General features: G+C 39.5%; 16 protein-coding genes and 2 pseudogenes. All 18 read right to left on the bottom strand.

All coding sequences use genetic code 11. The annotated features are described in order from the left end of the window. Positions 1 to 2: 2 nt before the first annotated feature. The 18 genes and pseudogenes from ACQ86H_RS22640 to katG all read right to left on the bottom strand — a co-directional run bounded on the left by ACQ86H_RS22640 (position 3) and on the right by katG (position 23,995). Entirely contained in the window at positions 3 to 3,074 is a 3,072-nt protein-coding gene (locus ACQ86H_RS22640) for a SusC/RagA family TonB-linked outer membrane protein (protein WP_431292578.1), read from the bottom strand. A 378-nt stretch (positions 3,075 to 3,452) separates the two neighbouring features. Beyond that, positions 3,453 to 3,593: a hypothetical protein gene (locus ACQ86H_RS22645; RefSeq protein WP_431292579.1), complete on the bottom strand. Its 141-nt coding sequence runs from the start codon at positions 3,591 to 3,593 to the stop codon at positions 3,453 to 3,455. 101 nt (positions 3,594 to 3,694) lie between these two features. Then, positions 3,695 to 5,899, bottom strand: a complete 2,205-nt coding sequence (locus ACQ86H_RS22650) for a TonB-dependent receptor domain-containing protein (protein ID WP_431292580.1) — start codon at positions 5,897 to 5,899, stop codon at positions 3,695 to 3,697. Between the two features lie 197 nt (positions 5,900 to 6,096). Next, the gene (locus ACQ86H_RS22655; protein WP_431295451.1) at positions 6,097 to 6,675 is read right to left on the bottom strand and encodes a class I SAM-dependent methyltransferase; all 579 of its coding nucleotides are present in this window, start codon (positions 6,673 to 6,675) and stop codon (positions 6,097 to 6,099) included. A 35-nt stretch (positions 6,676 to 6,710) separates the two neighbouring features. After that, entirely contained in the window at positions 6,711 to 7,334 is a 624-nt protein-coding gene (locus tag ACQ86H_RS22660; RefSeq protein WP_431292581.1) for a class I SAM-dependent methyltransferase, read from the bottom strand. Between the two features lie 14 nt (positions 7,335 to 7,348). Continuing rightward, positions 7,349 to 8,154 (bottom strand): annotated as a pseudogene (locus ACQ86H_RS22665) (DUF1365 domain-containing protein). A 183-nt stretch (positions 8,155 to 8,337) separates the two neighbouring features. Further along, complete coding sequence (locus ACQ86H_RS22670) at positions 8,338 to 9,726, bottom strand: NAD(P)/FAD-dependent oxidoreductase (protein WP_431292582.1); 1,389 nt, start codon at positions 9,724 to 9,726, stop codon at positions 8,338 to 8,340. Beyond that, positions 9,710 to 10,741, bottom strand: coding sequence for an SAM-dependent methyltransferase (locus ACQ86H_RS22675; RefSeq protein WP_138820408.1), 1,032 nt, complete (start codon positions 10,739 to 10,741; stop codon positions 9,710 to 9,712). The genes ACQ86H_RS22670 and ACQ86H_RS22675 overlap by 17 nt, the downstream gene beginning before the upstream one ends. A 150-nt stretch (positions 10,742 to 10,891) precedes the next feature. Beyond that, positions 10,892 to 11,691: pseudogene (locus ACQ86H_RS22680) on the bottom strand (DUF1295 domain-containing protein). A gap of 88 nt (positions 11,692 to 11,779) precedes the next feature. Then, positions 11,780 to 12,115: a DUF1475 family protein gene (locus tag ACQ86H_RS22685; RefSeq protein ID WP_431292583.1), complete on the bottom strand. Its 336-nt coding sequence runs from the start codon at positions 12,113 to 12,115 to the stop codon at positions 11,780 to 11,782. 1,104 nt (positions 12,116 to 13,219) lie between these two features. Beyond that, the gene (locus ACQ86H_RS22690) at positions 13,220 to 13,906 is read right to left on the bottom strand and encodes an acyl-CoA desaturase (protein WP_431295452.1); all 687 of its coding nucleotides are present in this window, start codon (positions 13,904 to 13,906) and stop codon (positions 13,220 to 13,222) included. A 179-nt stretch (positions 13,907 to 14,085) separates the two neighbouring features. Then, positions 14,086 to 14,583: a phosphoheptose isomerase gene (locus tag ACQ86H_RS22695; protein WP_025142534.1), complete on the bottom strand. Its 498-nt coding sequence runs from the start codon at positions 14,581 to 14,583 to the stop codon at positions 14,086 to 14,088. Between the two features lie 362 nt (positions 14,584 to 14,945). After that, a complete protein-coding gene (locus tag ACQ86H_RS22700; protein ID WP_138820404.1) occupies positions 14,946 to 16,502 on the bottom strand; it encodes a RagB/SusD family nutrient uptake outer membrane protein in 1,557 nt (518 codons plus the stop codon). A 26-nt stretch (positions 16,503 to 16,528) separates the two neighbouring features. Continuing rightward, the gene (locus ACQ86H_RS22705; RefSeq protein ID WP_431292584.1) at positions 16,529 to 19,288 is read right to left on the bottom strand and encodes a SusC/RagA family TonB-linked outer membrane protein; all 2,760 of its coding nucleotides are present in this window, start codon (positions 19,286 to 19,288) and stop codon (positions 16,529 to 16,531) included. Continuing rightward, entirely contained in the window at positions 19,282 to 19,728 is a 447-nt protein-coding gene (locus tag ACQ86H_RS22710) for a carboxypeptidase-like regulatory domain-containing protein (protein ID WP_431292585.1), read from the bottom strand. Before ACQ86H_RS22710 ends, ACQ86H_RS22705 begins: the two co-directional genes overlap by 7 nt. 717 nt (positions 19,729 to 20,445) lie before the next feature. After that, positions 20,446 to 21,174 carry a hypothetical protein gene (locus ACQ86H_RS22715; protein ID WP_431292586.1) on the bottom strand — a complete coding sequence of 243 codons (729 nt, stop codon included), beginning with the start codon at positions 21,172 to 21,174 and terminating at the stop codon, positions 20,446 to 20,448. Between the two features lie 545 nt (positions 21,175 to 21,719). Continuing rightward, positions 21,720 to 22,316 carry a peroxidase family protein gene (locus tag ACQ86H_RS22720; RefSeq protein ID WP_431295453.1) on the bottom strand — a complete coding sequence of 199 codons (597 nt, stop codon included), beginning with the start codon at positions 22,314 to 22,316 and terminating at the stop codon, positions 21,720 to 21,722. Between the two features lie 8 nt (positions 22,317 to 22,324). After that, the gene (gene katG, locus ACQ86H_RS22725; protein ID WP_431292587.1) at positions 22,325 to 23,995 is read right to left on the bottom strand and encodes a catalase/peroxidase HPI; all 1,671 of its coding nucleotides are present in this window, start codon (positions 23,993 to 23,995) and stop codon (positions 22,325 to 22,327) included. Positions 23,996 to 24,465 lie beyond the last annotated feature (470 nt).

A 24,465-nucleotide genomic window follows, 5' to 3' on the forward strand; every position in this document is an offset into this window, starting at 1 on the left:
ATTTAAAAACCAACATTAAGAGTAAACATAATTGTACGGGCAGATGGATACGTAAATCCGGCAGAGCCATCATTATTACTACCCGAATCGAAAGAACTCGATTCCGGATCTACACCATAATATTTCGTCCATAACCATAAATTATTTCCGGTAACGGACAGTGAAGCATTTTTGATTGATTTAGCCGGCAACCAGTTCTCCGGCAAATTATACGTTAAACTTGCAGAACGTAAACGTACCCATGAGGCATCGCTTACAAAAGGCTCAGAAACGTTCCGGTAATAGATGCGGTAATAACCTTCTCCATAATTAACACCATCTACTGTATTCTGCCCCAGCCATACTGGTTTGGTGTTTGGTGTTCCATTGGCTAATACACCATCAAATACCTTATACGACCTTCTGTCAGCAGTATAATCAGGCAATCCGAAGGCCGAATAAAAATCCTCTAACCAGTTGTATTTTTCAAATCCTAAACGCGCATCAAACAATACATTTAAACTGAAATTTTTATATTTGAAAGTATTGCCCATACCGATGATATAGTTTGGCTGCGAATTACCCAGTAATTTTTGCTTGCCACCTGAAATGCTCGGGAATCCGTTTGCTCCAATCAGTAATGGAAGACTTTTATCCAGTACAATCGGATCTTCCGGCGTACTGCCATAATAACGGTTAAAATAACTGCCATAAATATTGCCATAAGGCTGCCCCTGGATCAGTTTCATCGTTACTCCGGCATTGCCATAACCTCTAGCGGCACCGTAAACAATTTCAGATATGCCATTAGGCATACTCAATACCATGTTTCTGTTGGCCGAAAAATTAACATTTACATCCCACCTGAAATCTTTTGATACAATTGGTTTACCATTCAATACCAGCTCAACTCCCCTGTTCCTGATATCGCCGGCATTGATGGATTTGGTTACATAACCTACTGCCGAAGAAACCTGCGTTTGGATGATCTGATCTCTGCTTAATGAATAATAGTATGTAAAATCGAAACCTAAACGATTTTTAAAGAATGACATCTCTAAACCAGCCTCATAGGTATTGGTAAACTCAGGACGAAGATCGGGATTGCCAAGATTTGGCGCAATGGTTAAACCACCTGTTCCGGTTGGCAACTGGGTATAAGGCGAATATCCGGTAAATGTAGAATACTCGGACGCATCCTTTCCTATCCTTGCATAAGACAAACGTAACTTGGCCTGATTAATGACAGTTGGTAACTTAAACTGATCGGAAAATACATAACTTAAACTTGCTGAAGGATAGAAAAACGATCTGTTCGCTTTTGGCAACGTAGAAGTGATGTCATTTCTTCCGGTTACGGTTAGGAAAAGATAATTTTTGTAATCAAAAGTCGCTTCTCCAAAATAACCGATCAGTCTTTTTTGTTTCAAGGTCTGCGTTGGTGTAAGTACACCCGCATTTGCTAAATTAAAGAAATCGTACACACCAAGAATACTGCCTAAAGTACCGACCTCTTTCGATTTACGGTCGTAAAGCTCTTGTCCAAGCCTTAAAGTCCCGGTAATATCATCAGTTAGTTTAGAAGTAAGTGTGGCAACGACAGTGCTGTTAATGGTTCTAAACTTAGTATTGTATTCACCATAAAAACCCTGGGCATTATCATACATAGCTTCAGTAGCATACATTGGTCCGCGGGCAGTGCGCACACGGTTATCATTATAGGTATCTACACCTAAGCGATAAGAAAAGTTAAGCCATTTGGCAGGATCATAACTCAGGCTTGCCCCACCAATAAACCGGTTAACATCACCTTTAAACCTGTTGTTTGCTGTACCCCAGATTGGATTATTGGTACCGAAGTATTTTTGCGAACCATCAGCATTCTGATAATCTGCTACATCATAACGCGGCGACCAATAAGCCAAACTTTCGCCAAAACGGTCTGCACTGTAAGTATATCCGCCAGAATTGGTGAAATTCATATTTACAGCGGCCTTAAATTTTGGACTGATGGTAAAGTCTGTATTCAAACGTCCAGAGAAGTTTTTATTATCGGTATTTGGCATCATCCCTTTTTGATACAACTGCGAAACAGAAGAGAAAAACTTAATCGCTTCACTTCCTCCGGCAACCGAAATTGAATTTTTAACCTGCTGACCTGTACCAAAAGCACGGTCGTAGTTATTGAACAATTGATCAGGGTGAGTAGGATCGATCAGTTTCGCTTCGGCAATGGTTGGGCCCCATGCTGGTCCGATTCCGCCTGGAGGATTGGTATAAACACCTAAAACACCTTGAGTATATTCTGTTTGTACATCCGGCGATTTCAACACTTCATCAAAGCCGTAACTACTATTGAAATTAACACTAATGCCATTCTGCTTGCCTCTTTTAGTAGTAATTACCACAACGCCATTTGCACCTCTTAATCCATAAAGCGCGGTAGCGGCACCTCCTTTTAAAATATTGATGGTTTCAATATCCTCCGGATTAATATCTGAAGCCCTATTGGTTACTCCTCTTGAACCATAAGCGGTTCCATCGGGATTAGCCCCAACAGTAGAGGTAGAGTTATCAATCTGCACCCCATCTATTACATATAAAGGATCGCCGGAAATGTTAGGATCAATGGAGTTAACTCCCCTGATCCGGATACTTGCTCCCTGGCCGGGACCACCACCCGTGCTGGATATTGTAGCACCTGCAATTTTACCCTGTAATGCATTGAGCAAGTTAGGCTGGTGATTATAATTCAGGTCTTCAGATTTTACAGATTGTGCAGCATAACCTAAAGATTTAGCCTGTCGGGTAATTCCTAATGCAGTTGAAATATTTACTTCCTGTAGATCCTGCGCATCAGAAGCCAGCCCTACATTAACTGTGGTTTTACTGCCAACCGTAATTTCCTGTGTTTTATACCCAATAAGGCTGATGACCAGTACAGCATTAGTTGAGGGCACCTGAATGGTAAAGCTACCATTGGAATCGGTAGAAGTACCTGTTGTACTGCCCTTGATTTTTACACTTGCTCCGGGTAATGGACCTCCATCGTCAACAGCAGTTATTTTTCCTGTTATGGTTTTTACCTGCGCCATTGTGGATAGGCTTGTCAGTAAAATGCACAGAAAAAAAGTGAGGTAAAGATTTTTCTCATATCACAATTATTTAGGTTAAGGATTTGTTAGTTATTGCAATATATGGTTTTTACAAACACAAACACGCACAAAACACGATCAACTAAGCTAAATTCCGTACAATTTTTGATACAAAAAGCCTTTACCTGCAAAAACAGGCAAAAATCCGAGATTAAAAACGCAAAACACTCAACAAAATTAACCAAACAACAAAAACAAGAAACCCACAATCCTACTTATTGTACATTTCACACTATATACAAATAGCAACTACCCTTAAAGCAAAAAAGTCTTCCCGAATTACCGGAAAGACTTATATTATATATTCAGATTGAATTTTTACTGCTGAACACCACCGCCCATTCCACTTCCTTGTCCTGGTTGCTGATCTTGTTTCACATCGTCGTTTTTAATCTTTTTCTTCTCTGTAAATTTAAGTTTACCAAAAGTATAACTAAAGTTTACTGTGTAGTTACGCAATGGGTAATAAATGTTTTGACTTTGATAAATTGTGCCTCTTTGATTAACAGCATTATTAACAGTTTTGATGTGAAGGTCTTTTGTAAAAGGATTTAAAACCCCTAATCCAATACTTCCTTTTTTCTTAAGTATTTCTTTTTGAATGACCCACCATAGATATAAAATGGGTCTGTAACACCTTGATAGGTACGTCTTTTTGAAGTTATTACGTTAAACAACTCAAAGTTATAACCTTTACCAAACCCATATGCTGAGCGTACGAACCAGTTGAAGTTAAAGAAAGTACCTGTATTAACATTGGTTTCGTTATTAGTTACAGAATAGGTGTTTCCTGAAAAGTTGGTCATTAAAGTCCATTTTGGTTTAAGATTGTACGATGCAAAAACATTAAATCCGTAAACGGGAGCAGTACCAACATTTATGTAAGAAGTTAATGTCTTGTTTACACCATTTTCGGTAATTGGTGAAATCGAATTCTCAATTACGCCAACTGTGCGACGGTAAAAAATTGAGGCATTAATTATCGACCCTTTGATAAAAGTATTATATCCTAACTCTAAATTATCACTTAACTCAGGGTTTAATTGAGGATTACCTTGCATAATATTAAACTGGTCGCTTTCGTTACGGAAAGGATTTAAATAAGATTGCGACGGTCTTTGTACGCGACGGTTGTAGCTTAGTTTTATCGTAGCACCACCTTTTAAATTTTGCGAAATAATTGCACTTGGAAATAAGTTCAAATAATCATTTTTCTGAATACCACTGCTTTGCGTATTAAAATCTATCCGGGTATACTCAGCTCTAACTCCACCTTTAAATTTTAATTTTTTAGTTAAATCAAAACTGATTACACCATAAGCTGCACCTACATTTTGGTTATATTCAAAATCTTGAGCAGTGTTATCAAACTGACTTTGTATATCGCGTAAAATTGCTTTTGCACCAACTTCTAAAGTTGTTTTTTTGTTGAACGGGTAAGTATAATCTGTTTGAAAGGTATACTCATTATTTTTACCGTTATTATTACTTATCGTTTGCAAACCAGATGGGAAAGCAGCCGAAGTAAGTAAATTACTGAAACTTGTAGGTGTTCTGCCATTTGATAATTGTGCCGATATAGAGAATTCTTCTCCTTCTTTTTTACTGGTTTTACGGTAATCAACATTCCAGTCTAAGTTTCTGAACGTCATGTCCATATCTCCAACATTAGATGCTGCCACATTATTGATTAAATAATTTGTTTCACTTGGACCACCGTTAGAAAAACTATTAAACTTTGCGGTTGTACTAATATTGTTATAAGCATTAAAATCGTAATCCAAACCTACACTACCATTATATCCGTTACGGCTCCATTTAGAAAATCCACTTTGCGAAATATTATTTGTTGTACCATCCAGGTAAGTTGTATTGGTGATAAATTCAGTTTGTGATTTTTGAGCATAAGCTAAATTTGTACCCAAACTTGTATTCACACTTAGGCGGCCTGTTTTTGCCGTTAAATTAAAAGAACCATTATTCTGGCGAGTTCCTGCTGCAGCGTTAACCGAACCACTCACGCCTTGAGCATTCGATTTTTTGGTGATGATGTTAATAATACCTCCTGAGCCTTCGGCATCATATTTTGCAGAAGGACTGGTAATTACTTCAACCGTTTTAATTTGCTCTGCCGGAATCATTTTTAATGCATCAGCAACACTACTGGCCATTGTTCCTGAAGGTTTGCCATTAATTAAAACACGAACAGCACCACCACGAAGTTGAATATTTCCTGTAGGGTCAACTGAAAGCATTGGTACTTTACGCATTACATCAGTAGCGTCGCCGCCGGCATTTGTTCCATCAGCCTCAGCGTTATACACCATTCTGTCGATTTTATTTTCAATAATGGCTTTGGTTCCCTGGACCTGAACATCGGCCAGTGTATTTTCGCTTGATGAAATATAAATTGTACCCATATTATTATCAGGTTTTGATGGCGTGGTGGTAACTAAAACAGATTTTGTTTTGTAGCCCATAAAACCAATCATCAATTTGTATGAATCAGGAGAAACGTTCTGTAAACTTAGTTTTCCTTTTTCGTCGGTTACGCCACCATTTACAGATTTGTTGTCTTTTACATTAATTAAAGAAACCGTTGCATAATCAATTGGCTTTTTAGTTAATGAATCTAGTATGGTTGCAGTAATACGTCCGGTAACTGTAGATTTTTTGGGTCCTCCACCAAATCCGCCGCTGGGAAACTGGGCATGTGCGCTAAAAAATATTCCAAGGATAAAGCTTAATAGTAAAAGTTTTTTCATTTTAAGAGTAGGTCTTTTGTAATTAGTCTACGCAAATTGCATTTTGTTACAATGATACGCTATACTTTTTACACCAACTCCATTAATTGTTCGGCAAACACTACACTTTTACCGGTAAAAGAAATCATGAAAAATATAAAACCGATAATATAAGATGGAATTTTCCCGTCATCCGCCTAATTTCTTACATTATATGATTACCTCGAAATATTGTTTGGTCTTGAATAAACCATTTGCATCACATTAATATTCCGCATGGCAAAAGCTGCTTCGCAATAGTTCAGGTAATAATTCCACTTGCGGATAAAGGTTTCATCAAAGCCCAGGGCTTTTACTTTATTCAGGTTTTTATTGAATGAGATATACCATAAATGAAGTGTATGGGCATAATCCAAACCCATATCTTTTAAATCGACCATGGTTAAATCGCCGGTTTCATTTATTGCTTTGTTTATGGCGGCTACTGAAGGTAAAAGTGAGCCCGGAAAAATGTGCTTCTGAATCCAATCTACACCGTTTCTCAATTTATCATATCTACAATCGGGTGAGGTAATTACCTGAAAGGCAAAAATCCCCTCGGGTTTTAATAACTTCTGGCATTTTTCGAAATAGGTTTCTAAATATTGGTGACCCACGGCTTCGAGCATCTCAATAGATACGATTTTATCAAAAGCACCTTCAATTTTGCGATAGTCCTGAATAATGACTGAAACCTGACCGGCCAGTCCTTCTGCATGAACACGCTCCACCGCCAGTTTTTGCTGTTCTTTAGAAATGGTAACCGAAGTAACTTTACAGCCGTAATTTTTGGCTAAAAAATTGCATTACCGCCCCAACCACTTCCAATTTCCAATACATGGTCGGTTGCCTTAATTTTTAACTGCCTGGCCAGGCGGTCGTATTTAGCATATTGCGATTCTTCTAAACTTAAATCGTCAGGATTAAAATAGCCACTCGAATAAGTCATGGTTTTATCCAGAAAAGTCGCAAAGAAATCATTGTTCAGATCGTAGTGCTCCGAAATATTTTTCTGCGATCCGGCCAAAGTATTTGCCCTGCGTATATGATAGATTTTATTAACCCATTTAAAAATATTCAGCGCAATGGAGTTTGCCTTGCTCCCGGTAACCGAAGGTGCATTTTCAATGTTCAGGATTACCCATTTAATTACATTGGTAATGTTTGTGGTATCCCAAAGGCCCGAGGTATAACCTTCTCCAAAACCGATATCTCCATAAAGCGCAATGGATTTAAAGAAATCAGGGTGGTTAATCTGTATATGTGCTTCAATTTTATGTTCTCCGTTTCCAAAAATCAGTGTTTCGCCATTTGGCAATGAAAGTTCCAATTTGCCTAATGTCATTTTAGAAAGCGCATTAAGCACTATTCTTTCGAAAAAACCTCTTGATGTTCTGGCAGCGGTAAGCGTATTCATAACTTTGATCTATTTTATTTGTGGTTTATAGGGTTTATATACGTTGCGTTGCAACTCAGGGTTTTCAGCTTTTGGATGAAAAGGTATTTTTTTATCCAAAGTTTAAGTGCCTGCCAGTGGATCATGCCCATAACCTGTAACGGTATTAAGGGCATAGAAAAAAATATCGCAGCAAAGCGGCATTGGTTAATGGCTTTTTCTCTCCCATCAAGGTACTGATAAAAAACAATTTATCATTCTTATCCAGGTCGTTAATTTTAATATCGAGCTTATCAGCCGGCACTTTTAAGTTAAAATCGAAGGAATCGTCATGGTCGATAAATGGTGAAACATAAAAATATTTGGTAGTGATTTTTTTAAAGGTATCGCCATGCAATTCTTCTTTTCCAAAGAAAAAAAGTTTCATTTCGCGGTAAGTATTGCTGATTTCGGCCACACAACATACCGGATTTCCTTCCTCATCGAAGCAATAATAAAAGGAAACGGGATTAAAATTGTACCCCAGCACATTGAGGTTGGTAAGGAGTTTTATTTTAAGCCTGCTGCCATCAACGCCATGTTCTTTTAAATAATCTCCTAAATGCTGCCGTGTATTTTTGGTTTGATCAGGATTTTCTTTTGGCAACTGAAGATGTTCGGCATCGCGAAAAGAAAAAAGATTAAATTTATTCAGGCTAAACCAACGAAGCTTTTGCGCGAGCATTTCCAGCTCGTCCAGATCGATATAAAACATATACACGCTGTACCTAAAAGAATGTTTTTTGGGTGCCAGGCGGTGATGCATGACTTTAGCGATATAGATGGATGAGTTGATTTGCATTAATATTACAATTTACGAAATTTATGATTGATTTTCATTCTGAGTATCCTGTCATTCTGAGCGCAGCGAAGAATCTTTTAATTAAAGATATCTTCATTAGAAAAGATCTTTCATTGCATTCAGGATGACAAACTGAATTAAACCCTAATCAAAATAATACTTATCTTACTTGTAATGAACTAACTAAACTAAAAGCTCCCTACACAGGTCAACACCACTTTTATAAGCATCTTCATGAAAACCATATTTAAAATAACTTCCGCAATAATATATCGGCCCGGTTTCGTTTAGTTTGTGCAATTGCTCCTGAGCCTGCATGGCAGGAACATCAAACAAAGGGTGATGATAATCGATTTCTTTAACAATTTTTTCAGGATTTAGTGTTCCTGTTGGGTTAATGGATACAAAGTAATTCTGCTTTTTAGAAACTCCCTGTAAATTATTCATCCAGTAAATGGTACTGGGCAATAATTTATCGCCCTGTTTTTCAACCCGGTAATTCCAGCTGCTCCAGGCCAGTCTGGTTTCGGGCATCTGCTTTTCATCGGTATGTACAACGGCTTTGTTTAGCTGGTATTTAAATTTAGAAAGGAGTTCAGTTTCTAAAGCTGTTTTATCTTTTACGATTTCAAAAGTCTGGTCTGCATGACTGGCCATTATCACTTTATCGAATTCTAATTTCTCGCCCTTTTGATTTTCCACTTCAACTTTACCATTCTCTAAACGTTTTACCGCAACAATTTTAGTATTGATTTTGATCCTGTCGCGGAATGGCGCTATCAGTTTTTCGCGGTAAGCCTGACTGCCATTTTGCAGCGTGTACCACTGATGCTGGGTATCTAATCCTAAAAACCCGTGATTTTTGAAAAAACGGATCAACGTAACCGCCGGGAAATCCAAAATCTGTTCCATCGGGGCACTCCAAACCGCAGCACTCATCGGAATAAGATATTGCCAAAGCATATCCTCACTATAACCAAAGGCTTTAAAAAACTGCCCGATCGAATAATCCTGAAACTCGGGCTTATCCAAAATTTCTACACTTTGTTTGTTAAAGCGGTTAATCTGCATCAACATTTTTAAATAAGAAATATTAAACAGGTTTTTCCGTTGCGCAAAAAGATGGTTCAAACTCGAACCACTATATTCTAAATTTTTAGGCAGAAATTGCACACTGAAAGACATATCAGTTTTAATGACCGGCGCATTAATCTCGGCGAACATTTCTGTCAGGTTTGGATAGGTCTGATAGTTAAAAACCATAAAGCCACTATCCAGGTAAATGGGGTGTCCATCTTCTTCGAGCGTAATGGTATTGGTATGACCACCGATATAATCGAGCTCTTCGAAAAGGGTAATATCGTATTTATGCTGCAGTTTATGGGCACAACCCATGCCTGCTATTCCGGAGCCGATAATGGCGAGTTTATTCATAATGTAATATGGAAGATGGATAATGTGATATGGATGACCGAAGATGTGATATGGATGATGTAAAATAGATGATGGGCATATTGCTAACTCCATTATCCATCCTACATCCTTACCTCTTACATTATTTATTCTTTTCAAACAAATAATGGCACACCATCCATTCGTTTCCTTTATTATAATTGAACAGTTCGGCGCACGACATGTAAAATAACCTCCAGTATACCCACCATTTCACCGCCTGATCTTTACCATAAGTCCGTTCTAAAATCGGCATGATTTCCTTTTTATGCCTATCCATATTGCTTAGCCAGGCCTCTGAGGTTTTACCGTAATTGGTTCCGTTTACCACCCAGTGTTTATCGATTTTGAGGTCGTCGTTAAAGTAGAAAAACAAGTGATTAGAGGGCATAATCCCACCTGTAAAAAAGTATTTACTCATCCAGTCGGTTTCGTCAATCACCTCAAACTTGTATGCCAGGCTTTTGTGTGTAAATATGTGCACGAATAATTTCCCATCTGGTTTCATAAATGAAGCAACCTTGTTAAGCAAAGATTTATAGTTGCGCATGTGCTCAAACATTTCTACTGATACTACCCTGTCAAATGTATCGGCAATGGTAAACGTATTCATATCGGCAGTTAAAACCGTTAAGTTTTGTATTCCACGCTGTTTTGCAGTTTCATCGATAAAGATTTTTTGGGTTGCAGAATTCGAAACCACCGTAAAAGTGCTCTCCGGAAATTTAGCCGACATATACAATGAGAGCGATCCCCAGCCACAGCCCAGTTCTAAAACATTCTGTCCATTTTGTAAATCGGCTCTTTTACAGGTTAAAGCCAGCATATCATCTTCTGAAGTATCAATATCTTTAACGCCCGGTTTCCAATAACCACTGCTGTATTTTAAATTTTTACCCAAACAATATTGAAAGAATTCGGTTGGCAGTTCGTAATGCTGTTCATTGGCATCAGCTGTATTTACCGCAATCGGCAATTGCTTCAGTTCAGCAACCAGGTCCATAAATTTTTCCTGCTGTAGTTCCTCATCGCCAAGCGTTTCATCATCCAGGCGCTGTTTGCATAATTTTCTGATGCCGATACGCAAGGCCGTATCAGGAAGTTTGTCGTTTTCTAAAAGTTTATCGTACCACATGTAATTTGGAGTTTGATGGTCGGAAGTCCGAAGTCGGAGGTCCGGTGTTGTTATTTTATATGCAAAATGCCTAATAGCAGATTGTTTATTTTTGATTTACAGTTTTATATTGGCAGCCAGACCCCGGTCTTTCGGACCTCTAACTTCTGACTACTTTTTCTTAAACCACGGAAAAAAAGCACTCGTTGTTTCCTGGTATTTCCTATAGGCTACAGGTTTGCTCCTCAGGTTTTGCTCTTCGTTGTTAGGCACACCGGTAACCCTGGTTAATAAATACAATATAACTGCCGGACTAATGATGGCGAGAATGCCCCATGGCGAAGCCAATGCAAAAATGAAATAGCCCATCCAGGTTAGCCACTCAAAAAAATAGTTGGGATGACGGCTGTAGTACCATAATCCGGTATCGCATACTTTGCCTTTATTGAGGGGATCTTTTTTAAACGCTGCAAGCTGCCTGTCGGCAATCATTTCTCCGAAAAAAGCAATTACCCAAACCAGCGCACCTGTAAACTCTAAAATAGAGATACCCTGCGATTGATTTGCCGTAATGATAAAAAATGGAATAGCCAGGATTACATTGGATATGGCCTGAAACTGAAAAAAACAAAGAAATTACGGTCGGCTTTGTTGCCCCATTCCTTTCTGAGTTGCTCGTACCTCCCCTCTTCTTCCTCTAAATGACCGATAACACGTTGCCAAAGATGAATGCCCAGGCGTAACTCTGCCAGTAAAAACATTCCACAGATTAAAATTTTTCGGGGATCGTAACCATCAGATAAAAAAAATGTGATGATTGTAATTACAGGGAAGTTTAGTGCCCAGAAAACATCGACCACACCTGCGTTTTTAATTTTCTTTGCCCAAAGCCAAACCATGGCCATAATAAAACAACAGGCAAAAAGCGAAATGAGTGCGATGAATAGTAGATGTCCTGTCTGGAGCGGCATAAGGTTTAAGGTAAAAGGTTTAAGGCCCAAAAGGCAAAATCAGCATTGCTATAAATAAACTTCTTGTAAGACCCCTACACCTTAAACCCTACACCTCACGCCTTAAAAGTAATTCTTTAACACCTTCGTCATCTTTTAGTTTGAATAAATACACCAAAACATAAGCTAAGGTTGCTATGCTTCCTAAACATACGAACAAAATGGTAATAGAGATTTTAAGAATAATGCTTTTTTCTTTATAAAACATCCACAAAGTGATAATGAAGATGTTAGCATAAAAATCCCAGAGGGTAGCGCGCATCCAGGGTATACCGCCCAGGAAATCCCATTGCTCGAACAGGTTACTTTCCAGCGAAGTGCTGATTACTTTATAACACATAAAAACTAACAGGGCAGAGAAAATGATTTTGAGTAAGTTGATCATACGGTGGTTTAAATTTTAAAACAGATTGGAGTATATACGGTAAGATAGGCAAAAAGGATTTATGGTAAAAGCCCAGGATTTTCTACATTGCCCTTCGACTCCGCTCACGGTGACAAGCGCGGGATATACTCCGTGTGTTACATGTTTCCGTGGCTAAAAATAAATGCTTTTTAATCTGAAAAGCAAGGGCCTGTTTCTATCGGTTGCGATAGCCCTGCCAATCGCTTCAATCTTTTTGAGGTGCTGTTGTGCTGAAACTCCAGTATCCGTTTAGTAGGTCGCAGATCCTTCGTACCTCAGCATGACAGTATAGGTAAGGTTACTGCAAACAAAAAGGATTTTCGCTGCTGTCAGGTTTAGCTAACACAAAACAGTGCACCAAGAAATCTATTAATCCATGCTTCAGTAGCAAAAAAACTTATTTAGGTTGCTTGGAAAGAAATTAAATAACAACCTATGGGACAGTGTTTTATGATAAAGCCCAAGACTCCTATATTGCCCTTCGACTCCGCTCAGGGTGACAGAGCGCGGGATATATTCCGTGTTTTCGTGGCTAAAAATAAATGCATTTTTATCTTAAAAGCAGGGTCCTGTTTTTATCGGTTGCGATAGTCCTGCCATTCGCTTCAATCTTTTTGAGGTGCTGTTATGCTATGATGCAGGTATCCGTTTCATAGGCTGCAGATGCTTCGTGCCTCAGCATGACAGTATAGGTAAGGTTACTGCAAACAAAAAGGATTTTCGCTGCTGTCAGGTTTAGTTAACACAAAACAGTGCAAGAAAGGAAATCTATTAATCCGTGGTTCAGTGGCAAAAAAAACTGTTTATTTAGGTTTCCTGGAAAGAAATTAAATAATTACCTGTAGGACAGTATTTTATGACAAAATCCAGGACTTCCTATATTGCCCTTCGACTCCGCTCAGGGTGACAGAGCGCAGGATATATTCCGTGTTTTCCGTGCTTCAGTGGCAAAAAACCTATTTATTTAGGTTACTCTAAAAGAATTAAATAATGGCCTGTGGGAACACAGACCATGGAATGAGGAAACAGATTATGAAAGGGAGAACTCAAGTTTTTTCTGCTTTGGTCTTAGGCCTTAAAACTTTAAACCTTTCTAATTTTAATAATCTTCATCCAGTGCAATACCTTCATTACCGGGTAGGTTGGATCAAATTCCCACCATTTGGTCGCGAAATTTGGGCTATTCGGTTTTTTGTGGTGGTTGTTCTGAAAAAGCTCACCCATCAACAAAAAGTCCCAGGGTAAAGAGTTTTTACTATGATCATCATTATCATGGTTTGAATAACCGTATTTATGGCCACACCAGTTTACAATTGCGCCGTGTAACGGCCCCATTAAAAAGTGTACCGGCAATAAAATGTACATCCACCAATGGTTGGCGAAAGCAATATAAAAGCCAATATAAAATAAACCACATGCTATTCTCCAGGCCCATGAATTTCCAATCCTATCAACCATCGGCCATTCGGGATAATTCCCCTGAAAAGCTGGTTCAGGTTGTATTTTATATTGCAGATAATTCATATACATGTTCTTCGTTGCAATCATCATCCCGAAAACATCCTTAAAAAAATGTGGTGAGTGCGGATCTTTCTCCGTATCGCTATAAGCATGGTGCATCCGGTGGAGGATGGCATAAGCTCTTGGATTTAGAAATGATGAACCTTGCGAAATCAGCAATACCAGGTAGAAAAACCGTTCCCAAAAAAGTTCCATTTTAAACATCTTGTGAGAAGAGTAACGGTGAAGGAAAAAGGTTTGGCTAAACAGGGATAAAAACCAATGGCAAAGAAAAAAATAAGGATGATCATGTATGGGGTGTATGCTATATAAACGTATTTTGAAAGCGTTTAGTTTTAATCGAGTAGAAAAATGCTCCAAATTAAACGTTTAGATAAAAAGAATCCTGCTCGACTATATAGAACAGGATTCTATTATTTTATTAATTATTATCTACCGAAATCGTCTTGAACACGTACAATATCGCTTTCATCTGATGGGTTTGAAGCATCGGTATGTTGCCATATTTCTGCAACAACACCCCAGTCTTCTAAACCGATTAAACGGTGGCGTTCGCCTTGTTGTAATTTAATCTGGTCTTTTGGCGCGTATTTTTTCACTTCACCTTCTTCGTCAGTTTGGCTGGTTTTGATGCCAACAGTACCAGTTACTACTTGCCAAATCTCAGCTCTGCGGTGGTGATATTGCCAAGAAAGACGTGTATTTGGTGCAACGATTAAAATTTTCGGGCTTAACTTACCGCCAATTTTAAGGTCTTCAACATTTAATCCATCAAAATAAGTATCTGCAAATTGTTGCGCCTGCGCTTCGTCTATTACAAAGAAACCACCCCAAGGACGGGTTTCATCGCGGTTTACTACATTAAAACCTTCAATTTTTAAACGTTGCGCTACGCTTTCGAATATTTCTTTTTTGTCGTTTGTCATTGATAAAATATTAGTTTTTCTAATGATTGTTGAGGTTAACAGGGATTCACTCATCTCCTGTGCGGTTCCATAATTTCCCGCAAAAATAAGCCTAATAAATTAAAAAATCTCTTTCCCGCCTTTAATTTTTTAAGCGCAATTCATGAATCGCCTCAAAATCCATTTATACACTGATTAGAGATGGTAATTATTGATTATTTAGATCTCGATTTGACTGCGCTTTAGTCAGGAGATGAAGACTTTGATTAATGTTTCTCTCACCTAATTAAAAACGGGTATCCGAATATCGGGCACCCGTTTTTGTTAAAAAATTATTAATGGTAGGTGTGAACCCACCATTAGAAACAATAAAATACTGTTTTTTAATAACCTGGGTTTGGAGTCAGGTTAGGGTTATTCTTGATTTCCGGAGTAGGAATCGGAAACAATAAATGTTTGGTTTGCAACGGTTGGTTTACACTTTTATTAATGTGGCCAACAAAATTATCAAAACTATTGGTGCTTTCATTGTACACTTTACGCAGGCGGACCATATCAAACCAGGTAATGCCCTCGTAACACAGCTCATGCCAGCGCTCTCTCCAAACAGCTTCTTCAAACTGTGTCTGACTCAAGCCCGCAAGATCAGCCAGTTGCGCCCTTTTTCGCACCGTATTTACCGCAGCATAAGCAGCAACATTCGGACTACCATCTGCCCTGTTCTGTGCTTCGGCATAAATTAATAAGGTTTCGGCATAACGGATCTGTGGAATATTCAGATCGCTCCTGCTTGTTCCCTCTACGCCTAGTGTTCCATTTGCAACCAGATCGAAGTGTTTAAAAATATAAGGTTTACCACGGTTAACCAGCGGCATTTTAAATCCATCGGTATAATAGTCGGTAAAGAAATAACCTTCTCTGTTTTTAGCCCTTAAATCTCCTGCCTCATACGAGCCATAAAAACTGGCCGTTGGAATAGCCGTTCCAATTCCATCAATTTTAGAAACCAATGGCTGGTGCAAAGGTAAATAAGATGACTGCAGGGGGTTACCAGATCCGGCAGCATCATTGTACTGGATTCCGAATAAATGTTCTACTTTATTGTCATTCTTTGCGTCATGCAGGGCTCCATAATTAGCGAACAAACCAAGTGATGCCTGATTACCTGCTGAATAATCGATTACCTCTTTGGCCTTATCTGCTGCTAATTTATAATAAGTCGCTCCTTTGTTAAGGGGTTGTCCGGCCATGGTTAAATATACCTTTGCCAGTTCAGATTTAATTGCTGCTGTAGAAACACGCCCGCTGGCATCCATAAAAGGCAAACCGGCCGCTTCTGCAGCCACCAGGTCATCAACAATGAGTTTGTAAACCTGTTCCTGTGGTGTACGTGAAGGAGAAAAATTAGGGTCATTAGGGCTGGTAATCGGTTTAGTGATTAAAGGCACATCGCCCCATAAACGCACCAGGTAAAAATAGGCCCAGGCCCTGATGAAAGCAGCCTCTCCCAAAATCCTTTTTTTCTGTGCATTGTCCATCGGGTTAATGCCCGGAACTTTATCCAACACCAGGTTGGCTTGTGCAATTACTTTATAAAATCCATTCCAGTTTTGGTTAACATGCAAGTTTGTGCCATCATAAATGAGTGAATACAAATTGTTCAGATCGGAGTTTTGTGCGGTTTCGGTAGATTGTATGCCGGTTGGCGCATCCAGCATCTGCCAGTTGTTGGAATAAATACCGGCCCCGTTGCCAATAAACCGAAGCTCTGCATAAACGGCAGCAATGCCTGCTTCTGCATGTTCTGGTAAAGTATAAAAATTATCGGGCGAAAGATTGGTGGGATCTGTTTCATCTAAAAACTTCTTACATCCCGCGTTCCCGATTATAGCGCAGCTGAGCAACAACAAAGCAGCGATATTTTTTATGTTTATTTTCATGTTGATATCCTTTCTTTAGTTAATGTTTATAATCCAATGTTTAAGCCTACCATAAAAGTAGTTGGCTTTGGATAATCGAAAAATGTCTGACCTTGAGCAAATGCATTTCCATAGGTAGTAACCTCAGGATCGTTACCAGTGTACCTGGTGGCCAGGAAGAAATTTTGAACAGATGCATAAACACGGAGTTTGCTTAAGCGTAATTTTTCGACAAGTGTTTTATCAAAAGTATAACTCAGTAAAAGGTTTTTTCCACGGATGAAAGAACCGTCTTCTAACCAATGGGTATCAACGTTGGTTACATATCCGGCAGATTGATCCCTGATTGCGGCAATCGGTGTATTTTGGTTCTGGAGAGTCCAGGCATTTAATACGCTGGCAAAACTATTGGCCTGTACCTGTCTGTCTTCACCTGAGTGATGGGTCATATTCAGCACATCATTGCCATAAGAATATTGAAGCTCTACAATCAGCTCCAGGTTTTTATAGCGGAATGCGTTACCAAACGATCCCCAGCCTTTTGGCGTTCCGTTACCAATAATCTGGCGGTCGGCATCCGTAATGGCATGATCGCCGTTTACATCCAAATATTTAATATCGCCTGGAAGCAAGGTTTTACCTCCGCGGTAACTCACAAATTTGGCTGCTTCTGCCCTTTCGGCTTCGCTCCAGGTGCCTAAACGTACCAGCCCCCAGAATGAACCCACAGGCTCACCTACCCTGATGATACCGGTTTGATTGGTGAAATTTGGGTTACCCACTCCAAAAATATCATCAGGAGTGGCCAGAGAAAGTACCTTGTTGCGGTTAAGGGAGATATTAAAACTGGTTTTCCAGGTAAAATTGTCAGTTTGTACGTTTACCGTATTAATCCCTAAATCTAAACCTTTGTTCTGCATAGATCCGATATTTTTCCTGATCACCGAGTATCCTGTGGTACGTGGAACCGGGGCATCCAATAACATATCGGTTGTTTTTCTGTAATAAAGATCGGCCTCTAAATTAATACGGTTGTTCAATAAGCCAAGCTCTAAACCTGCATCAACCTGTGCTGTTTTTTCCCAAACCAGGTCCGGATTGGCCAACCTGCCAATACCAATACCTGTTACCCTGCTATCATTAATAATGGCTGAGTTATTAACCAATGTAGCAAGCGACTGATAAGCAGGGAGCTCTGAATTACCACTTAAACCATAACTGGTTCTTAATTTCAAGTTAGAGATGGTCTTGTTTCCTTTAAGAAAATCTTCGTCTGAGGCTTTCCAGGCCAGTGCTGCCGAAGGAAAAAAGGCGAATTTATGGTTCTCTCCGAATTTGGATGAGCCATCTACCCTGCCTGTAAAAGTAACCAGGTATTTATCTTTAAAGGCATAGTTTAACCTGCCAAAATAAGAGTTAAAAGCCGACCGGTTCCGGCTGGAGCCCACCGTAATCGATTTACTTCCGGAGCCCATGTTATTGTTTCCATAAAAATCGGTTACAAAATTCTCGGCATGGCTGGTATTGCTAAAGAAGTTGGTGGCCTGCCAGGAGATCCCCAATAAGGCATTAATGGCATGCGATTCGGCAAAACGTTTGTTATAGGTTAAATAGTTTTCCAGCGACCAGAAGGTTTCCCGATCATTGGTTACATTCGCCGTTCCATTCTGTCCATCAGAGATCCCGTATAATTGTTTGGCATTGTACTCGTTAATGTTACGGCTCACAATATTGGCACCTAACTGGGTACGGAATTCTAAATCTTTGTTAAAACTAATGGTAGAATAAATACTCCCCAAAGCAGTTTGGGTAACCATTCCATATTTTTGATCGGTTAAGATGTGTACCGGATTGGAGCCTCCTTCTGCCCATGGAATCAGTTTATTGTCGCCCCACTTGCCATCTGCCAGTTTAATGGGTAGAAAAGGGAATGCTTCCGTAATCATGCGGACTGAATTTAAGCCGCCCGTTCCCTGATCAACAATGTTTTCGTTCTGGTTATTGTAGCTCAAATTACCGCCTACCTTTAACCAGGGTTTAATTTTACTGTCGAAATTAAATCTGCCCGAATAACGTTTTAAATAAGAGTTCAGCAAAAGCCCCTGGTCATCGCGATAGCCTGCAAAAACACCGTAAGTGCTATTTTCGTTTCCACCTGTAAAACCCAGCTGGTGATTTTGCGAAAGTTTATTCTGTGTAGATTCCTTTAACCAATCGGTATTATATAATGGATTTCCATTACTATCGAAAAACTGAGGTAAGGCAATTCTGGCTGCTTTTGGAATCGGTGTAGATGCGTAACTTCCCGCTGCCCAACCTACCGGATCGTAAACCTTAATGTTCTCATAAGCCAGATCCTGCACTTTAACATACTCAAAAGCATCAAGCATTTTTACATGGTGTGCGGCCAGTGTATTTACACCAAAATCTGCATCATAGGTAATACGCTGGGCATTTGCAGTTCCTTTTTTGGTCGTAATTAAAATTACCCCATTTGCACCCCTCGCACCGTAGATGGCTGTTGAGGATGCATCTTTTAACACCTCTACAGAAGCGATATCACTTGGGTTAATGTAATCAATAGCGTTACTATTCTGTGTTTGCGATCCCACCGGCAAAGCCACACCATCTACCACATAAAGCGGATTATTGCTCGTATTGATTGAACTAAAGCCACGGATTTTGATATTCGTTTGCCCGCCGGGTCTACCCGAGTTGGTGTTTACCTGTACGCCCGAGATACGGCCAGCGAGTGCCTGGTTTAACGATGACGACGGACGTTCCTGAAGTTCGCTGGCCTTTACCACACCAACGGAACCTGTAAGGTCTGTTTTTTCACCGATCCGTAACCAATTACCACCACTTCATCTAACTTATTGGCTTCAGCAGGTAGCATTTTAACACTGATATTGGCTTCGCTCCCTACGGTAACATCTTTATTTTGATAACCCACATAAGAAAAACGGATCACCTCATTCGGGTTGGCCTCAATACTGAATTTACCGGTTTCATCAGTTACCGCAGTTTTACCTGAAGAAATGTTTTTGATGCCTACTCCGGGAATAGGAAGGTTTTTTTCGTCTGATACGGTTCCGGTAATTACTTTTCGGTTATGGATATGCACAAAAGTTACATTTGGTCCGGAAAATCCCTCGGATTTTTTAGCAACCGGATTCATCGAAAAAGCAGGGCTATTGAGCAAAAAAAGCACAGAAAGCCCTGAAATCTTTAGTAGATTAATTTTCATTGGTTTAGGTTTAGTAAATGGTTAGTTAATAATATATCGTTCAAACTGCCAGCAAATAAAACGTTTTATGAATTATTCAATAAAAAACAATTGACGGCAAATCATCATTTTTAATCGGAAGGCTTTAGGTTAAAAGCAATTGTGTGTGATGGGAGATCATATTTTAATCGGATTAAAACTACATACAAATAAACTACACAGACATGTACTGCACCACAGTGCATAAATATTCTTAAGCTCATCGTCATATTTGGTTATTGATAAATCGATTTATCAACTCAATATTAATTATTTTATCATAAAATCAAGAATATTATTTCAATCATTAGCATTACATTTTCGTATAAGTCAGAATACAGTATGATTACTTTTACAGGCAACAAAATTTTTGAATAAATATTGCTGGTAAATCAAAAAATGGTGCGAACTGAATTCATTAAGCCTCACCTACTTAAGTATATTTTTAAGAATTTGATAAAAAAAATCAGTTTTTTTATCAAAAGAAAGCGCAACTGGTTTCTTATCAGCAACAGTCATCTATATTGCTTTTACCAATATGGCGTATAGGTTAATGCCGTATATAAATGAGAAAGCCCCATATTTCTATGAGGCTAATTATTTTGTTTTATTCGCATCCACCAATAAAACTAAACCAAACAAACTAATGAAATTAAAAGACAAATAAGTTTGAGTTTTGTTTTAGTTATTGATAAAATTTTAAAAATCTAACTCCAAATACGTTTCTTTCGATCTATACTTCGGGATTTTCTTTACTGTACTGTATTTTGCCAACCCTTGATAATACCGCCAAGAGTTATACTTTCGTCCATTGGTTAACGAATGCATGCGTCCCCAAAAATTATTGCCTCTAATGTGGTTGTTAATAAGATCAAGCTCCCTTACCAGGTCGGTATCCAGTAATTTTTTGTGTGTAACCATATTGGGTGCAATTTTTAACCTATACCGCCACGGTTCGTTAAAAACATACCTGATTTCCTGCTGGCGTGTGCGAACATTGTACATTTCAACCTGGCTAAAACACGCCTTCTCCTGTTCGGTAAGGCCTAAACTACTGCTTTCCCATAAATATGGGGTGAGTTCGCGCAGCGATTGCTTTTTGACTTCATATCCATACCTTCCTTTACGGCGTTTTTTTCGTTTAAATGTTTTATCGTGGTGGTATTCAACTGTATTGATCTTAGCCAGCAATGTGGTATAAAATTCAGCTCTTACACTAAATGCAATATCTGCACGGAGTACAAAATATCTTTTCCAGCCTCTTTGATAGGGCTTGTCAAGTGGTACCATCGGCAGTGCCCGTCTTTGTATCCAAAGCTCCGATCTTCTTTTACTCAGCCTGATTAATTGTTTGTCGCGGTCTGTTTTTACCGACCGCTTTTTCTGCCGTGCGCTTCTAATCCTGCATGGCAATTCATGTGTGTCCATCGGACTTTCATTTAATTTCCTTTAACTTGAATGTGGGTCTCCATTCATCCTTGAGCAAGGATATACCCCTTCTTTGGAAAATAAAATGTTGTACAATACAAACTGAACAGCCCTTGAGGCAATCAATCAAATAAAAAACAAATTATAGTAAATTATCGCCGATAAGGCAATTTGTGAAGGGGACTATATGTAGATATATGCTGTCATAATTCCTAAACATTAAAAGATTGTTCATCAGGAATGCGGCAAAGGTAATAAATTTTCGGGATTTTAAAGAAAAGAAGAAATTCTAAACTGTTTTTTTCTTTATCATAAAAATGCCCCCAGAAAGTGTGTAACTTTTTAGGGGCATTGCAAAATTGGTGTCTTTAGAGCCTGTTCAAATTTTTATAGCAAATATGACAAAGCACTTTGCTGTAACGTTAAGCGTAATGGATTGCCTTTATTAATGCGATGAAAGGGTCTTCGACTACGCTCACACTGACATACGAATTAATTTTATTAATTTTTTAAACAGGCTCTTAAATTTTGCCTTGTATTTCTAATTAATTTAAATCAAAACGATCTAAATTCATTACTTTATTCCAGGTGGCTACAAAATCTTTCACGAATTTATCTTGTGCATCTGAACTTGCATACACCTCTGCTATTGCCCTTAATTCGGCATTAGAACCAAATACCAGATCGGCGCGGGTTGCCGTCCATTTTGGCTGACCAGTAGAACGGCTGCTTCCGATATAAAGTTCTTTGTCTTCTGCAACGGCTTTCCAGGCGGTTTCCATATCTAATAAGTTCACAAAGAAATCGTTGGTAAGCTGACCTGGTTTTGTAGTCAGGACGCCATTTTTAGAACCGTCGTAATTGGTATCCAATACACGCAAACCACCTATCAATACCGTTAATTCTGGTGCGGTTAAAGTAAGCAACTGGGCTTTATCAATCAGGAATTCTTCGGTAGCAACCGGCGATTTAGCTTTACGGTAGTTACGGAAACCGTCTGCCGCTGGCTCTAAATAACCAAAAGATTCCACATCGGTTTGTGCCTGCGAGGCATCCATCCGGCCTGGCGTAAAAGGAACAGTAACAGCATGTCCGGCATCGGCGGCTGCTTTTTCAACAGCAGCAGTACCTGCCAGTACAATTAAATCAGCTAAAGAAACTTTTTACCGTCCATTTGTGCTGCATTAAATTCATTTTGAATACCCGCCAATACGCCCAATACTTTTTGCAATTGCGGAGGATTGTTAACCGCCCAATCTTTTTGTGGTGCCAAACGGATCCTCGCACCATTAGCGCCACCACGTTTATCAGAACCGCGGAAAGTAGAAGCCGAAGCCCAGGCGGTAGCAACCAGTTCGGCCACACTCAATCCTGAAGCCAGTACTTTTGCCTTTAACGCGGCAACATCACTTTCGGTAATTAATACATGATCAACAGCAGGTATCGGATCCTGCCACAGCAATTCTTCCTGCGGTACATCTGGCCCCAGGTAACGTGCCACAGGGCCCATATCGCGGTGGGTCAACTTAAACCATGCCCTTGCAAATGCATCAGCAAACTGTTCAGGGTTTTCTAAGAAACGTCTTGATATTTTTTCATAAGCCGGGTCGAATCTTAAAGAAAGATCGGTGGTCAGCATCGTTGGCAGGTGTTTTTTCGATCCATCAAATGCATCAGGAATAATCGCTTCAGCATTTACAGCTTTCCATTGGTGTGCACCGGCAGGGCTTTTAGTCAACTCCCATTCAAATCCAAAAAGGTTTTCGAAAAAATTATTACTCCATTGCGTTGGTGTGGTGGTCCAGATTACTTCTAGTCCGCTCGTAATCGCATCAGCACCTTTGCCAGAAGCATAACTGTTGTTCCATCCCAAACCCTGGCTTTCTATACCAGCGGCTTCAGGCTCTTTGCCTACATGATCTGCTGAAGCGGCACCATGGGTTTTGCCAAAAGTATGTCCACCTGCAATTAAGGCCACCGTTTCTTCATCATCCATCGCCATACGGCCAAAAGTATCGCGGATATCTTTAGCGGCAAGAATCGGGTCCGGGTTTCCATCAGGTCCTTCAGGGTTTACATATATTAATCCCATCTGCACGGCTGCAAGTGGTTTTTCTAAATCTCGGGAGTGTACATCACCATCGGCGTCATCATCTGTAACCACCACACCGTGTGCTTTATCTGCACCATCAGAGCCATGTCCATAGCGAAGATCGCCACCCAGCCAGGTAGTTTCCGAACCCCAATATACCGATTCGTCAGCCTCCCAAACATCCTCGCGACCGCCAGCAAATCCAAAGGTTTTAAAACCCATTGATTCTAAGGCAATATTACCGGTCAAAATCATTAAATCTGCCCATGAAATTTTGCGACCGTATTTTTGTTTAATCGGCCAAAGTAATCTACGCGCTTTATCGAGACTCACATTATCTGGCCAGCTGTTCAGCGGCGCAAAACGTTGTAATCCGGCACCAGCACCACCACGGCCATCGCCCACCCGGTATGTTCCGGCACTGTGCCAGGCCATGCGAATAAATAAACCTCCGTAATGACCGAAATCTGCCGGCCACCAATCCTGCGAATCGGTCATCAGTGCATAAAGGTCTGCTTTTAACGCAGCCAGGTCTAAACTTTTAAAAGCCTCAGCATAATTAAATTCGCCATCCATTGGGTTGGATAAGTTAGAATACTGACGCAAAATATTCAGCTTTAACTGCTTCGGCCACCAGTCGCCATTTCTGGTGCCACCACCACCTACATTACTTTTCATGCTGCCATTATGAAACGGACACTTGCTGATATCGTTTGATTCTTTTTCCATCTGTATATTATTTTGTTAGTGAAATACTCATCCTTTTTAACAGGTCGATCAGGATAATGATAAATTTAGAGAATTGAAATAACTAATCACAATCATTTAATTCTATAACGGAATAGTTAACATCTATTACTATGGTATATCAGCAATTTCTTTTTGCAATTATCTATTGCATTATCTCATAAAGTCCTCAACATCTTTCCTTTGCTTAAGGCGGTATCCTTATTCCAATATATCTACCATTTATGGGAAACCGTAAATTAATTGATCCGGGTTAGATTAGCTTTGTATAGGGCTTATATTGGTCCGAGAACTAATTATTAATTTAAAATTTATTATGGAAGCAATCAAACCTGGGCCTAAGCCCAAAACAGAGGAGGGGAATGACGATAAGAGAAGGAGAGTTCTGCCGGAGACCAAACCGAAACATCCTGATCTGAAGCCGCACATCCACAAACCAAAGGATTAAGCTT

Source organism: Pedobacter sp. P26 (assembly GCF_050632135.1).
In the GTDB taxonomy this organism is placed as follows: Bacteria; Bacteroidota; Bacteroidia; order Sphingobacteriales; family Sphingobacteriaceae; genus Pedobacter.

Bases quoted from the DNA above. Each gene is read 5' to 3' on its own strand.
- ACQ86H_RS22640 (WP_431292578.1), bottom strand. From the start codon at position 3,074: ATGGCGCAGGTAAAAACCATAACAGGAAAAATAACTGCTGTTGACGAT.
- ACQ86H_RS22650 (WP_431292580.1), bottom strand. From the start codon at position 5,899: ATGAAAAAACTTTTACTATTAAGCTTTATCCTTGGAATATTTTTTAGC.
- ACQ86H_RS22660 (WP_431292581.1), bottom strand. From the start codon at position 7,334: ATGAATACGCTTACCGCTGCCAGAACATCAAGAGGTTTTTTCGAAAGA.
- ACQ86H_RS22675 (WP_138820408.1), bottom strand. From the start codon at position 10,741: ATGTGGTACGATAAACTTTTAGAAAACGACAAACTTCCTGATACGGCC.
- ACQ86H_RS22685 (WP_431292583.1), bottom strand. From the start codon at position 12,115: ATGATCAACTTACTCAAAATCATTTTCTCTGCCCTGTTAGTTTTTATG.
- ACQ86H_RS22695 (WP_025142534.1), bottom strand. From the start codon at position 14,583: ATGACAAACGACAAAAAAGAAATATTCGAAAGCGTAGCGCAACGTTTA.
- ACQ86H_RS22700 (WP_138820404.1), bottom strand. From the start codon at position 16,502: ATGAAAATAAACATAAAAAATATCGCTGCTTTGTTGTTGCTCAGCTGC.
- ACQ86H_RS22710 (WP_431292585.1), bottom strand. From the start codon at position 19,728: ATGAAAATTAATCTACTAAAGATTTCAGGGCTTTCTGTGCTTTTTTTG.
- ACQ86H_RS22715 (WP_431292586.1), bottom strand. From the start codon at position 21,174: ATGGACACACATGAATTGCCATGCAGGATTAGAAGCGCACGGCAGAAA.
- katG (WP_431292587.1), bottom strand. From the start codon at position 23,995: ATGGAAAAAGAATCAAACGATATCAGCAAGTGTCCGTTTCATAATGGC.